12 protein-coding genes are annotated in these 13,529 nt (G+C 54.2%); 4 read left to right on the top strand and 8 right to left on the bottom strand.

Annotation, left to right across the window (positions count from 1 at the left end; genetic code table 11):
* Nucleotides 1–226: 226 nt before the first annotated feature.
* From CNQ84_RS11385 to CNQ84_RS11350, 7 genes are all read right to left on the bottom strand, one after another.
* The gene (locus CNQ84_RS11385; protein WP_096004982.1) at nt 227–559 is read right to left on the bottom strand and encodes a YegP family protein; all 333 of its coding nucleotides are present in this window, start codon (nt 557–559) and stop codon (nt 227–229) included.
* 288 nt (nt 560–847) lie between these two features.
* Entirely contained in the window at nt 848–1,408 is a 561-nt protein-coding gene (locus tag CNQ84_RS11375; protein WP_096004980.1) for a DNA-binding protein, read from the bottom strand.
* A gap of 23 nt (nt 1,409–1,431) precedes the next feature.
* A complete protein-coding gene (locus tag CNQ84_RS11370) occupies nt 1,432–2,514 on the bottom strand; it encodes an ATP-binding protein (RefSeq protein ID WP_096004979.1) in 1,083 nt (360 codons plus the stop codon).
* A 590-nt stretch (nt 2,515–3,104) separates the two neighbouring features.
* A complete protein-coding gene (locus tag CNQ84_RS11365; RefSeq protein ID WP_165771279.1) occupies nt 3,105–4,919 on the bottom strand; it encodes a TniQ family protein in 1,815 nt (604 codons plus the stop codon).
* Entirely contained in the window at nt 4,903–5,838 is a 936-nt protein-coding gene (locus CNQ84_RS11360) for a TniB family NTP-binding protein (protein ID WP_083728294.1), read from the bottom strand. Before CNQ84_RS11360 ends, CNQ84_RS11365 begins: the two co-directional genes overlap by 17 nt.
* The gene (locus CNQ84_RS11355; RefSeq protein WP_096004977.1) at nt 5,835–7,742 is read right to left on the bottom strand and encodes a transposase; all 1,908 of its coding nucleotides are present in this window, start codon (nt 7,740–7,742) and stop codon (nt 5,835–5,837) included. Before CNQ84_RS11355 ends, CNQ84_RS11360 begins: the two co-directional genes overlap by 4 nt.
* Nucleotides 7,732–8,427, bottom strand: a complete 696-nt coding sequence (locus CNQ84_RS11350) for a hypothetical protein (protein ID WP_133065896.1) — start codon at nt 8,425–8,427, stop codon at nt 7,732–7,734. The genes CNQ84_RS11355 and CNQ84_RS11350 overlap by 11 nt, the downstream gene beginning before the upstream one ends.
* A 109-nt stretch (nt 8,428–8,536) precedes the next feature.
* Here CNQ84_RS11350 and CNQ84_RS11345 point away from each other — a divergent pair, with 109 nt between their 5' ends.
* Complete coding sequence (locus CNQ84_RS11345) at nt 8,537–9,610, top strand: hypothetical protein (protein ID WP_096004975.1); 1,074 nt, start codon at nt 8,537–8,539, stop codon at nt 9,608–9,610.
* 34 nt (nt 9,611–9,644) lie between these two features.
* On the opposite strand, the gene CNQ84_RS11340 is transcribed toward CNQ84_RS11345, so the two are convergent.
* A complete protein-coding gene (locus CNQ84_RS11340; protein WP_165771278.1) occupies nt 9,645–10,610 on the bottom strand; it encodes a hypothetical protein in 966 nt (321 codons plus the stop codon).
* A 274-nt stretch (nt 10,611–10,884) separates the two neighbouring features.
* Between CNQ84_RS11340 and CNQ84_RS11335 the strand changes: the two genes are divergently transcribed.
* The 3 genes from CNQ84_RS11335 to CNQ84_RS11325 all read left to right on the top strand — a co-directional run bounded on the left by CNQ84_RS11335 (nt 10,885) and on the right by CNQ84_RS11325 (nt 13,461).
* The gene (locus CNQ84_RS11335) at nt 10,885–11,823 is read left to right on the top strand and encodes a chromate resistance protein ChrB domain-containing protein (RefSeq protein ID WP_096004973.1); all 939 of its coding nucleotides are present in this window, start codon (nt 10,885–10,887) and stop codon (nt 11,821–11,823) included.
* A 29-nt stretch (nt 11,824–11,852) separates the two neighbouring features.
* Nucleotides 11,853–13,184 carry a chromate efflux transporter gene (gene chrA / locus CNQ84_RS11330; RefSeq protein WP_245841343.1) on the top strand — a complete coding sequence of 444 codons (1,332 nt, stop codon included), beginning with the start codon at nt 11,853–11,855 and terminating at the stop codon, nt 13,182–13,184.
* Between the two features lie 61 nt (nt 13,185–13,245).
* Nucleotides 13,246–13,461 carry a rhodanese-like domain-containing protein gene (locus tag CNQ84_RS11325; RefSeq protein ID WP_235846679.1) on the top strand — a complete coding sequence of 72 codons (216 nt, stop codon included), beginning with the start codon at nt 13,246–13,248 and terminating at the stop codon, nt 13,459–13,461.
* The last annotated feature ends 68 nt before the right edge of the window (nt 13,462–13,529 follow it).

The following is a 13,529-nucleotide window of genomic DNA, read 5'->3' as shown; positions in this document are numbered from 1 at the left end:
CGGTGCCATTCAGCTTTTAAAGCGCTTCGCGCCCTCAAGATCAATTTTCCCCACCGCCTCAACCGCATCTACTTGAGCAAGCTCCAAGCGGTAGTAGAAACAGCCAAGACGCATCGCCTCTCCGATGTGATATTGCTCTTGCTGAGCGCAGTGCTGTCGCTTTCACCTGAAAGCTGAAAAAGAAACAAAAAAACCCGCCGAAGCGGGTGTATAAATGCAGGTTAATTTAGGTTAGGTCTACTGTTGCTGCAGTAGGCCCATATGTCTTAACCGCCGTGATACCACCGTCACGCCCCTGGCTGGAGACATACATTTCACTCTTGCCTATCACCTGACCGTTACCTGCATGCAAAGTGAAATAGTATTGACCGTTAACGGCTGTCAGTCTCTTGTAGTTAGCATCATATGGGGAGTTGACCTTCACCGACTGGATGCCATTCAGGCAATTCGCCTTAGTGGTATAACCTTCACTCGCAAGAATCTTCTCACCATTAGGTGCTTTCAAACGGAAGTAGTACTGACGATCCGTGCCTAGAAAAACCTCGTATTTCGCACTCATAAGCTTCTCTCCTATTTCTCTTTCCGAACGCCTTTAAAGGGCGTTTTGTTCGACGTTTTCACATCCAGGAACTGTCCTGTTTCCGTGTCGCGCTTTACCCAATGACCAGACGGAGTCTGCGTCTGGGAGCGCTGACGCACCGCGCCATTACGGTGCCCATCACCTGCCGGGGGATTAGTTGCCATGTCGATCACCAATCTGATTAATTTATCCAGTTTAACCAGGTGCCAAAAAAGCACCTAGAGTCGAGATAAACACTACGCCTCAATTCTGGATTTGTAAAGCAGTTTAATCAGAATCCGCAATGGCTCGATATACGTACTCAATTCCGCCAGACTCGGCGGTCTCTTCGGCCCTGAGGATAAACCCCTGATCCTTGAGCTTCTTGAGCTTAGTACTGGCGTTCGCAACCGAAATGTTCAGCGCTTCCGCTGCCTGGGCGGCGGTAACCGCACGTCGAGGCAACACGCAATCCAGAAGCTCCTGCGTGGAAGAGCTGACCTCAGGCCCGATGACTTGGTAGTGGTCTTCCCCCCAAACTGTCAGGGGAATATCTTTTGCTTGGGCCGCATAGCTCCAGTTATCTAACAAGTCTCGATTCTTGAGATCCTTGAGGAAGAAGCCGCGCTCTCCTCGAAAAAGCTTGGCAACAGCCACCACGCTTTCTCTCGGAAATGATGCATCAGTCGCTTCAATCCCAGAAAGAGATACTCCAAACACTGAGCACTGCGGGTGGGCGTCGACGAAGTCGAGAAGCTTCCCAAAGGTAGCCTTTCCTTGGACATTGCCAAAAGGATGGTCGTCCTCTGTGAAGTCTCTTAGCTTGAGAGTGATTGATTTCTGATTCATTTGCTCAGTTTAACGAGAGGTTGCTAGCTGTCAATTAGGAAGTCAAAGCAGATATGCGTTCCTAGAATGGTCGGCATGTCCACGCGATGAGAACTGCGACTGAATTGACCATCGCTGTACACCACCGTGAGCTCAAAGTTTTTTTGTCTCACCGTAACCGTTGCGTCGAAAGCAGCAGCCACCTCACCACTTCGCTTCAATCCGAGTCCTCGACCATCTTCGTCAGAGCTGGAGACTCGCCCCTGCTTGATGACATGCAAGACCAGTTCCGGCCCAGCTGTTGACTTCGAGAAATCAAGCTGCTGCAAAAGCTCCGGATACCTACGTTCTAGAACGGGCTCAAGGCTGCCAACAATGCCAATCCCGCTATCAGAGATCACTGTCTGGATCTTTCCGCCTTTCCGGTAGTATTGGAGGCCGGCAAAGCCCGGTATATCTGACTTTGAATGATCACCCACGTTACCAAACAATTCGGAGATGAATGTAAACGCGGACTGCGAATAACGTTCGCCGGCACAACTGACGAGGCTGTTTTTCAGACGTTTAGGGATCGACTCGTCGGGGACACGAGGGTCAATGGAAGCAAGCTCAACCACGCCGTCATTGTTACCCCGATAAATCGCCGCTCCCGATCTGGACGGTCGCTCCGGAATAACGTCTACGGCCCCGGCTAGGTGGTCAAAAAAACCTAATCGATTGAAATAGGTCAGCGTCGCTTTGCACGCACTGAAATCAATCGACGCCGTTTTGCCAACCATGACGAGCTGGTTACATAACGCTAAGATTCGCGCAGCCGCGTCGATCATAATCTTGCAGCCTTTGGGTAAAACGAACTCAGCGCCCGAACAGGCCGAATCTAAGGGCGACCCAACGGCAGCCAGCGCATCTTCAAATGATGCACTATCCACCCAGCCCTCTCTTTTCAGGAAAACTGTCAGCTTCTCCACCACCACTGACCAGCGATGATCAGAATCTTGGGCAAACCTATCGGCATTTCTGTAAAGAAGCGAGTTGAGTTCTCTCTTGTTCACGCCAAAATGCTTTGCAATGTCCTTTGCCTTTGTGCCTGGGTTTTCCCGTAAATAACGTTCAACTTCAGCAATCAACCTCCTATTCTCCCTGGCTTATGGGCACTCCGAAGCTTCATCAGCCATCATCGAACAGCACCATTCATTCTTTGCTTTCCCGAGCTGATGCTCATCTTCACTTAGCTTTTCAAAATATCAAAAACACAGCCTCGGAAGAGCTACTGCTGCTTCCGTCTGCCCCGTAGCCTCCACGCAGGGGCTTTGCAATAGTTCGACCCTGGCAGCCCCCGTCAGACACATTGACTGCACTAAACCCGCTTGCGCAACCTACTCTGGACTCAAGCAGGGCGGGGTTGCCCTCCTACCTTTCGGCGAGCAGTTACATAGCTCTGACATCCGCTATAAACGTTAGCTCCCGGGTGTCCATGTCGCCTCAGCAACCAACGCTTTTTTTCTTAGTACACGCCCACTAAGTTAGACCCGGCGGCGACCTACTCCTAGCACCGCAAAACTACGCGACGGCCCCAATCGATACAGAACCGAGAAAAAGCACCAGCCAGTTCCGGTGTTGGTAGCCTTAACAACGTCATTAACCTGTCCCCCGCTGGCAAAAGGGAAGCCAGCCCTGCTTTTCATAAGACCGGTTCACACAATCACTCGCGATCAACCTAGCAACCCCGTAGCGCTTGATCAATCAATGCATCAGTGCAGAACAGCACTCCCCTCTGGGCTCCGCCCGCTGTTTGGTGCACAGAGATAGCCGATACCTGTCGCGCAGCTAGTGACTTCGAGAGCCACACGCTTTTCGTACCTTTCCGCCTGGCTGCGTCGGCCACCACCACATGCGTCGACAGAAATTCGATTAGATCAGACAAAGAGACGGATACGGTCTGCCTACCCCCACCATTGTGCTTCTGACACTTCAGGTGCCCATGCTTGATCCAGGAGTTGATGGTTTCATGCTTCCAGGGCGTCAAGCGAGTAAGGTCAGCAATGGAAAACTCAAATTGTCTGGGAGAGACCTTTGCTAAGGCGTCCAACTGCGCTTTGTTGAAACGATAAGCCTGCAATCCAGGCTCGCCCGTCACCAAAGCAGCAGGTTTCAGATCTCCACGGAAGATCAGCTGATACAGCTCTATCACCTGTTTTTTTGAGTAACTCCGCTCATTGATGTCCTCCAGACTCAACATGTCAGCATCGGCGGGTGCTGGCCCGTTAGTTTGCAGCGTCAGGGCCACCGACCTCTTCACCTCATCAATCCGATAGCCGCCTTTGGCAAAGAGAGGTCTGTCATTGCGGCTCAGTTCACGAATAATGCCAGCCTCTATCAACCGATCACGAACACGCCGTGATATCCCTAGCAACGACATGATTGCCTTACCGTCTGTGAACGCTTGAGCTGCATGCCGCTCTTGCTCAACCTGCACGCGGCTTACAATACAAAACTCGTTTGCTCCTCCAGATACGACGCGTCCTTCCAGTAACCCACTTTTCACAAAAGGCACGATGCGATCTGTACATGAGTTCAGCACGCGGGCCGCTTCGGCCACGGTATACACAGACTTCAAACCCCACAGTTCAGCGGATATCTGCTTTAACTTCCGATTAATTGGTGCTTGTGCATTTAGCACCACGACTCGGTAGGCGACCTGTCGAAACGGGGCGTAAGCATCGCCCCCAAACTGAACGGCAAGCTGTTTGTACCAAGACCCCAACGCGCTGATGAAGCGGGTAGTCTGCTGCTGATTTGCCTGCTCAACTCTCCTGGCGACAAATTTTTCAAAATGCCCCACAAGGTCGGTAATAAACGGGTAGGCAGCGGCATTCAGCTGTTGTGCCATGGCGAAGCTAATCGAAGCGTTACGTCGATGCACAATCCCAGAGTCTAGAAGCCCCAGATAAACCAAAAAACCGTCAAAGTCTGCCAAGACGCTTTTGCCCGCATCGAGGCCAAGAAGCTGTTTTCTTTTTTCGTCATTCGCCTGAAGCAAGGTTGCTACAGCAAGATCCCCTTTACCGGCATCGCTAATCTCAGCCGTCCTATAGTCAAAACCACAACGACAGACCATCATGCCGGCGCTTCCGATAGATATCGGCTGTTCGCACTCAGGACAGCAGTGCACCAGCAGCGATGAATGCACAGGACACGCCGTCACGAGCTCATGATGCCAAAGTTTCCGTATGTAGGGCTCTTCGTTTAGGCAATGAGGGCATACCGCTACTGTTTGTTTGCGAAGGCGACTCCAATCAGCCCCGGTGCTCTCAACGCAGCCAGGCTTGGCCAACTGTTGTAAGTGCTCCAACGACAGACCCAGACCCTGACTCATTTCTAGGAGTTCTTCGGACGAGTAGTGCCCTTTTACTCGAAGTTTTACGGGAGCTAACAACGCTCCGACACTGGCCAAATAATTCTCATCTGCGACCCTAGCCAGATAACCCAGCAAGCTCTCATCCGAGTAGTTTTGTTTAGGCAAAATCAGCAAAGCTCGCACCTCCCACGGCCAGTCCGGCTTCATGCATTACTGAGGAGTAGACCTTGGCCAACTGCTCAACCGATATAGGCTCCACTGCAGAAAATGGATTGCCAGGTTGTCGGTCGAATCCAGCTGTATCTGCGAACGCCTTTGCAAAATGCTTCTGCGTTGCCTTCTTGGTTGTGGAACAGGTACGTTCAACCTCTGCAAGAATCTTGATAACCATGCCAAACCTGCCTGCAGAAGCCACATACATGCGCTTTGCAAAGCACGGATCATCAACCTCATACGTGTCCCAGCCCATGTCGAGGAAATAGCTCATCGCCCCGGCCAAGGCCCTACGGAACTCAACGTACTCCTTACCTTGATAGCTGTATGGGTAGTAGCGGAGTGGCGTCCTGGCTCGGTTCCGCAGCTGCTCGTTGACATCGAATAGCCGTAGCAGCTCAGGGAGGCCAACCAAAGCAATGCTTGTACGTGCCTCGTCGAAAAGCGTCTTCAAAAAATCCCCCGCAGCCCTGACTGAAGTACTCCCACTTCGCTCAATCATGTGCTGCGTTTCGTCGAAGATGATCAACTTCGTTTCAGCCCTGGCTAGGGCTTTAACCAGTGCCTGAGTCGCCTGGAGTTGATTTTTATAGAAAGCCGCTCTGAGGCCAAGGCTCTCCAAACACGCGTCTGGCAATGCTCTCCCGGTCAAATATTTTGGGCTAACCACTCGAAGAATCTCTTTCCCCGAGAGCCCTCCACACTCACCATAGACTTCAACACACGAATCAATAACTCGGGTTTTCCCGACCCGCGACGGCCCACAAACAGACACGATCCAGGGGCTGCCCGCTTGCGATTGCAGCAGCGCTTCGTGAAGTGCGTCCCGAGCTTCAACAAACCGAGCATGCTCGATGTCTAGTTTATCGATGCCCGTCATGTCTTTTTCCCCCGTCGCGGGGAGGGCTTGATCGGGACATCATCATCAAAGCCCTCAGCTAGCGCATCCACTCTCGCTGGCTTTACCCGCTCTGCTAGCTCAGCATGGCGCGAGTCCTTTTCTTTCCGACGCTGCGCGCGGTTATTGGCTGTGATTGAACGCTTTCGGCTATCAGCGGCAAACGCGGCTCTCATCTTCGCGTACGCCGCTTGGTAATCGTGGCCGGTCATATCGACGACGGGCCTGCTGTAGGACGCTTTCAAGCGAGCCGCCTCGTCGAACGATATGGCGGGCATGTTCACGGTTTTATTTTTTAATCTGATCAACGTCTTATCGTCCGGATCAACGGCAAAGACTTCTCGGCAATCCTCGGGGTTATGCAAAATACACAGCTCGCTGATGCTTCGCTCTCTCAGCAGAACCGCCAAGTCATGGCTGTGGAACTGAAAGCCTTTGAAATCGATACCGTAGTGTTGGACTTTCCGTTGCACGCCGCCCGGTACTAGAGCCAACCGTTCTAGCAAGTCTTTGGCAGGCGGCGGAGGCGGCATGAACGCAGCAAGCGACCTGTCCATGGCCGCTTTGATCGACATTGGCTCACCGTACAGAAACCCCTGCTTCACTCGAGGCTCATGAATATAAGTGTCGGCAACGTACTGCACGACGTACCGATAAATGTCCTCAATGGTATAGCGGGCCTCTGACTCAGCTTTACTATGCCGGTTAGCAACTCTGGCGTCCTGGCTGCGCGTCGCGCCCGGCATCAGGTTGATGAGGCGCTTATCCAATGCGCCAAAAAACGACTCAACATGCGGTTTGTCATCGCCCCTGGCTATACGCGCATACTCAATCTGAATGCCAAGCTGACGTACCACGTTCAGCGCCAAATCCGACGCGTTTTCAGTGGCGTTATCAAGCACAATCGTGCGCACGGCACAGGGAGGAACCCATTCCGTCTTAATGCCGAACTCTTGTTTAAAATCTTCACCTTTGGGCCTGAAGAAAAACTGCAGCAGTTGGAGCAATCCGTATTCGCTCGGCTTGCCTGGCGTCACATAAATCGCAACAGGATAAGAGGTACGTGCACAAACCATCGCGTAGAGCGTCGCGCCGGTGCATCGGTTTCCTTCCGAATCCAGGTAATAGAGATCCAGCGTTTTTGCATCGATCTCCATACGCTCAAACGGTTGCTTTACCTCATAGCTCTTGACTGCTTGGCGGCTCCACAAATTGTATGTCCGCGAGTCTAAACGGGCTCCCTTTACCAGGTCTTTTGGCATCGAGAGCAACACCCGGCGCACGGTACTTCTGCCTATGCAGCGGCTACCATCAGTGATGCCTTTCTCCTTGAGTTGATCAGCAACCGCGTACGAGGCCTGAGTTAGGTTGATCTTGTCATCACGCATATAAAGCTCTGTCAGCGCTTCGCGTGCAGCTTCTTTAGCTTCAACCTTTGAGCTCCACCCGCTACCACCACGCCTACTAAACGAGGGTACTAGTCCAGCAAACCCTTGCTGCGCATAACGAGCGACGTAGCCATTTAACGTTCTCCTGCTCGGGCATCGGTGCCCACGCGCCTCGCAAAAACGTTGTAGCAACACCTCTTTTTCTGGCCACGGCTTGTCACGAGGCAAGCCATTGAAATAGGTCACCAGCTGCTGACGGATATCGGCCTCTGCGCGCTCTCGATCAGACCACTGCCGCTCGATAGCGACTGGTCTATATCCATCTATCTGAATTTCACCTGAGGCAATCTTGTTAAAAAAGTCGTGCCGATCCAGCGTTTTCTCGAGCCCGCCTTTTGCCTCTAATCGGATGTCACCCAGATCCAATTTGATAGCACTAATCCGGTAAGTGACTTCTTCCCACGACAGAGTGGTACCGACCTTCAGCTCATTGTTCATAGGAGAGCACCTCGAAGCCGCACAGGGCTCCTTGCGTCGGCCAGACATCAAAGTCCATGGTTTCGAACAGGTCATTGGTCATGTCAAATCGCAAGATGCCCAGCAACACACCTGCAGCGGCAACATAGTTGCTTGGCAGGTCGCCTTGAACGACACGAGACACGTGTCCGCTTAGCTCATCAGTACCTTTCAGCAGCAGCGGTGCAGCCCAGTCCTGCAAGCACGCCCTTGCTTGGGTATAAAACCCCAGAAGTACCTCAACATTGCGTTGCACGTGGCCTGTAAAGCTCTGCTCGGTGACAACGAGGAAACGCTTCCCTGACTTCAAAAGCTCGCTCTGAGCCCTAGCAAAAAGCGCAGCATGCTCATCAACCCAACGTTGTGGCTTGACCTCAATCACGACCGTTATTCCACCAACCTCTAGCTCGAAGTCAGGTGTATACAATCGACGCTTCACAACGCCATCCAGCTCCATCTCAAAGGAGAGCGTGTAGGGCTGAGCTCGGTACCCATTCACTCGTGGATCGAGCTCCAATAGCTGAGCGACTGCCAGCTCCAGACGCGACTCAAAACGCACGTCTGTTGAGCCGTTTAAAGGCGAGCACATCACATACGCGCGACCGGCTCTCCTGGTTCGCCGCGCCACATTTCGAGCAAAAGCCGGGCTCTGTTTGTCTGTTTTCATAACCACGACACCATTTCGCATCTCCATCTACGTTATTAATGGCGATCACTAGTGCGCTGTCAAGCTTTTAGGGTGTAGCATCGCTCGTAACAATCTCGACGGTTCAGTTATGGCACGCCCGATAAGCACAACCTGGTTCAGCACTTACCACAAAGCAGAGCAGCTTTTTAGCGCTCGAGGCCCCGACTCCAACACAACGAGCATTGCCGCAGAGCTTGAAGTGAACCCCAAGCTACTCGGCAGGATAGTTGCAGCAGGGAGGTTTCTCAGAAGGACGCTGCCAAACACCACGGCAGCGCAAGTGCGCTGCAGCTATGTGCACTTCGAGACGCTTGAGAAGATTTCACGCATATCGCCAGACGTCGCGAGTTCGTTGACCGAGCAAGCACTAAGCAACGCCGTATCGATTGCCGACTTAAAGAAAACTCTTGAATCGCTTCGCCAAGAAAGCCCCAGCGTTTCGCCTCTGCAGATAGCCAGAGCTCAGAACCGCCGTGACACTGTGAGTTTCTATCGTGATATCGATGCCTGCATTACGTCCAACCCTTCAGACATGTTTGGCATCCACGATGGAGCCATAGTCCAAGTAGAGAACTCCGCGTTTTACGATGGCCCTAGGTACTTGATCTTGGACAAAGGCGGCAAGGTCTATGCTCAGATTTTATGCAAACGAGCAGGCCAGTCCATAGACCCTCTCAAGATGGCCATGGATTTATACGACCTCGCAAAAGCCCGCCATGCAGACGCGCCGGATGGCAGGGTATGGATCATTCTCCCGGCGCTCTCCGAGGTAATGGCACTCTTGGCAGAGATAGCCGTTCAGGATCAGGCCTGTGTTTTCGGACAAGACTGGCTGTACCTTAGCTACCTGGCCAAGGATTCAGCAGGGCTACGGCTCCACACATTGTTTGAGCGTGAATATTTAGAGGTATATGACAGAATCATCCAAGGGCAAGGGCGGGTTACCAAAGAACGCCTATCTCCAAAGCTGAAGTCAACGCGACCTGGTGGGTCGCGCCAACTGCCTTTACCGCTTCGGTTTAGCCCTGTGAAACCATCTCTCAAGAAGAAAGCACGTGCTTTTGACGACCTCATCATCGAACAAATTCAAAACCGCGTTAACAAAGGCACCGCCACAGCTTGGGACAAGAAATTTCGGATTGCTCACGATTTTTCAATTTGAGCCTACGTGCACTGCAACGCCCGGCACTGCCCGATTATTCGAAGTCAGATAAAGACCACGCTGCAAAGGCGTTTTCTTGATCCGAGAGATCTTCCATTAAGGGCCCCAGCTCCGCCATTATCCGGTGCGCGACCTCGATCTCCTGTTGGCTCGAAAACCCTCCTTCAGCCTCGAGCATAGCCGATAGCATCTTCATCCAATCCCCACCCTTGATAATCGAGTGGCCGTATGGCGTCACATAGCATTCGTCCCCAAAATCGAAGTCAATTACCTCACGGATGCAGTAATCGTGTTCGTCGGAAAAGTAGGTCGCGGGGTCTTCGACGGACAACAGCGATTGGCGTGCCGCATCCGATTCAATGGCAATTTCTATCGCAGCTCTGAGCTCCAAATACTTCCAATGCTTACAAGTCAGCAGGTTACTCTGCATCTCACCTAATCCGACTTCGCTGGGCACCGCGCCGCTAAAATCGTCTACCAATGTATGTCCATCGCGCGCGACACGTAGGCAACACGTAAAATCTGCTTTAGCAAATGCAAGGTGATATAGCTTCCTAAATACGTTTGCTTTCAACCAAACCACGTGCGCCTGCTCTGCCTCTACAACCTTTTGCGTCATGGAGATGAGCAGTTGCTCCAGGCCGGCAACCCCATCCGCAGAACCATGAAGTATTAGAGCCTGAAGCAGCCACGGCTGATGGATCATGGTTGAGAGGCGTTCATCTGAAATAGACTCACTAATACACCGGAGAACGTGCTCGCGCATTGCCCCGTAGCCCTGCAGCTTCAGCACAGAGCAAACATGCAGCAATTTCAACAGCTGGTAGTCTCGTGAAGGCGAGAGCCAATTTCCCATGGAGTAAAAATAGATTTCCGGGGAGAACGGATGTTTCTGGGCTACTGCATCCCACTCTGCAGCAATGGCTTTCGCTACTTCGATCTCCAGATCCGATAGGCCCGATGGGCTGCCTCGCTCTCCCATCCATCTAACGTAGTGCACCTCAGAATCGTCTCGCCATGATGGTATGGGCGACCTGCCTGAGTCTTCGTTTGCCCGCATCCTGTGTATTCCAGTGATGCTGACACCCAGTTCCAGCGATTGTGACCCGTCCATGCTGGAGGTTCTATCCCACCCATTCCAGTGGTTGTGATCCACACCGCTGATGATTCTGACCCGCCCCGAAAGCCGGTAGGTGCGCCGAAAACGCTTGCGGTCTCTTTCGTCTCAGATCAATATGTAGAGACTCACTCATAAATGAATATATCTCTACAATATGAAGCTGCTAGCACTCATCCTTTCCTTGCCCACCGAGAATGCTACTGCTCGGCAACGGGCTTGGCGCTCGCTGAAAGCCTCCGGGGCGGCAGTGCTGCGTGATGGTGTCTATCTGATGCCTGAGCGCGAGGACTGTCGCGCCACCCTGGATGGTTTGGCCTCAGATGTACGGGACGCTGGTGGGGCAGCCCATGTGCTGCGCGTCGAAGAGCCTGAGGGAGCGAACTTTACCGACCTGTTTGATCGCGGCGAAGACTATGCGGCCGTGCTGGGTGAAGTCGTACAAGTGCGGAATGTGCTGACTGCCGATACCGTGCAGGACACGCTCAAGCAGGTACGCAAGCTCCGCAAAGCTTTCGCCAGCCTGGTCGAAATCGACTTTTTCCCTGATGAGGCACAACAGCAAACGGATAAAGCCTTGCAGGAGCTGGAGCTAGCCTGCGCCCGGGCCCTGTCCCCGGATGAGCCGAACGCCATGGCCGGTGTCATCGCGCGGCTGCATTCATCCGACTACCAGGAGCGCACCTGGGCGACCCGCCAGCGGCCATGGGTGGATCGCTTGGCCAGTGCCTGGCTAATCCGCCGTTTTATCGACCCACAGGCCAGGATCCTGTGGCTGGCCAGTCCCGGGGATTGTCCGGCCGATGCGCTGGGTTTCGACTTCGACGGCGCGACCTTCAGTCATGTCGGCAGTCGCGTCACCTTCGAGGTGTTGGCGGCAAGCTTCGGCCTGGAGCAGCCCGCTATCGCACGGCTGGGTTTACTTGTGCATTACCTCGACGTGGGCGGCGTGCAGCCGCCCGAGGCCGCCGGTATCGAGAGCGTGCTAGCCGGACTGCGCGAAACCCTGACTCAAGACGATCAATTGCTGACCGCCGCTTCCGCCATTTTTGACGGATTGCTGGCCAGTTTCGACAAAGGAGTACCCTCGACGTGACGCAAACAGCCGCGCAGAACGCGGAAACACTGACGCAAGCACCGCAGCCGGTCAGCTTCTGGCAGGCCTTCGCTTTCTGGCTGAAGCTTGGCTTCATCAGTTTCGGTGGCCCGGCCGGGCAGATTTCGATCATGCACCAGGAGCTGGTAGAGCGCCGGCGCTGGATCTCCGAACGGCGTTTTCTGCATGCCCTGAACTACTGCATGCTGTTGCCCGGCCCGGAGGCACAGCAGTTGGCCACCTATATCGGCTGGCTGATGCACCGTACCTGGGGCGGGGTGATTGCCGGGGTAGTGTTCGTACTGCCCTCGCTATTCATCCTGATCGCGCTGTCGTGGGTCTATATCGCCTTCGGCGAAGTGCCGGTGGTGGCTGGGTTGTTCTACGGGATCAAACCCGCAGTGACCGCCATCGTGGTGCAGGCCGCCCACCGCATCGGCTCCCGTGCATTGAAGAACAACTGGTTGTGGGCGATTGCCGCCGCCTCCTTCGTCGCCATTTTCGCGTTGAACCTACCGTTCCCGGTGATCGTATTGGGTGCCGCCGTGATCGGCTATTTCGGCGGGCGATTTGCCCCGCAGAAATTCAGTGTCGGTGGCGGCCACGGTGCGGCCAAGCAATCCTTCGGCTCTGCGCTGATCGATGACGACACCCCGACACCGGAACATGCGCGCTTTCGCTGGCCGCGCCTGCTCGTGCTGGCCGTCATTGGTGCGGCACTGTGGGCCTTGCCCATGGGCTTGTTGACCGCCCTGTTCGGTTGGGAAGGCACGTTGACCCAGATGGGCTGGTTCTTCACCAAGGCCGCGTTGCTGACCTTTGGCGGTGCCTATGCAGTGCTGCCCTATGTCTACCAAGGTGCAGTCGGCCACTACGGCTGGCTGAGCCCGACGCAGATGATCGATGGCTTGGCCTTGGGCGAGACCACGCCGGGGCCGCTGATCATGGTGGTGGCCTTTGTCGGTTTCGTCGGTGGGTATGTGCAACAGGTATTCGGTGCCGATCAGGCCTTCCTGGCTGGAGCCGTGGCGGCCAGCCTGGTCACTTGGTTCACCTTCTTACCGTCCTTCCTTTTCATTCTCGCAGGCGGCCCGTTGGTGGAGTCGACTCACAACGAACTTAAGTTCACCGCACCGCTGACGGCCATCACCGCCGCCGTGGTCGGGGTGATCCTCAACCTGGCACTGTTCTTCGGTTACCACGTGCTCTGGCCGCAAGGCTTCAACGGTCATTTCGATTGGCCATCGGCGCTGATCGCGTTGGCAGCGGCCATCGCTTTGTTCCGCTTCAAGCGCGGCGTCATCCAGGTGCTGGCGGCCTGTGCGCTGGTAGGTCTGGCTGTGCACCTGCTGCAAAACTGAGAGGTGGGAAATGAGCCGAATCTCGATATGCGAACTGGCGGAATGGCAGGCAGCAGATCGGATGTTCACTCTGTTGGATGTGCGTCGCACCAGCGTGCGACTTGCCGATGCCACAGAAATCCCCGGTGCACACTGGCGCGATCCCGAGGAAGTATTCACCTGGAAGGATCAGGTTCCACGGGACAGGCCAGTGATTCTCTATTGCGCCAAGGGGCATGAAATCAGCCAGGGCACGCCGCCACACTGGAGGCCATGGGTCTGGATGCGCGCTACTTGATCGATGGTTTTTCTGGCTGGCACAGCGCTCGCCAGCCCACCCGGAGCCTATCCCGATAGGCAGGAGGT

Source organism: Pseudomonas abyssi (assembly GCF_002307495.1).
Lineage (GTDB): Bacteria > Pseudomonadota > Gammaproteobacteria > Pseudomonadales > Pseudomonadaceae > Halopseudomonas > Halopseudomonas abyssi.
The sequence above is the reverse complement of the archived record's forward strand: the minus strand, read 5'-3'. Positions and strand labels throughout refer to the sequence as shown.

What these genes read in the sequence shown, in the direction of transcription:
- CNQ84_RS11385 (WP_096004982.1), bottom strand. Translation starts at nt 559, where the DNA reads ATGAGTGCGAAATACGAGGTTTTTCTAGGCACGGATCGTCAGTACTAC.
- CNQ84_RS11375 (WP_096004980.1), bottom strand. Translation starts at nt 1,408, where the DNA reads ATGAATCAGAAATCAATCACTCTCAAGCTAAGAGACTTCACAGAGGAC.
- CNQ84_RS11360 (WP_083728294.1), bottom strand. Translation starts at nt 5,838, where the DNA reads ATGACGGGCATCGATAAACTAGACATCGAGCATGCTCGGTTTGTTGAA.
- CNQ84_RS11355 (WP_096004977.1), bottom strand. Translation starts at nt 7,742, where the DNA reads ATGAACAATGAGCTGAAGGTCGGTACCACTCTGTCGTGGGAAGAAGTC.
- CNQ84_RS11350 (WP_133065896.1), bottom strand. Translation starts at nt 8,427, where the DNA reads ATGAAAACAGACAAACAGAGCCCGGCTTTTGCTCGAAATGTGGCGCGG.
- CNQ84_RS11345 (WP_096004975.1), top strand. Translation starts at nt 8,537, where the DNA reads ATGGCACGCCCGATAAGCACAACCTGGTTCAGCACTTACCACAAAGCA.
- CNQ84_RS11335 (WP_096004973.1), top strand. Translation starts at nt 10,885, where the DNA reads ATGAAGCTGCTAGCACTCATCCTTTCCTTGCCCACCGAGAATGCTACT.
- CNQ84_RS11325 (WP_235846679.1), top strand. Translation starts at nt 13,246, where the DNA reads ATGTTCACTCTGTTGGATGTGCGTCGCACCAGCGTGCGACTTGCCGAT.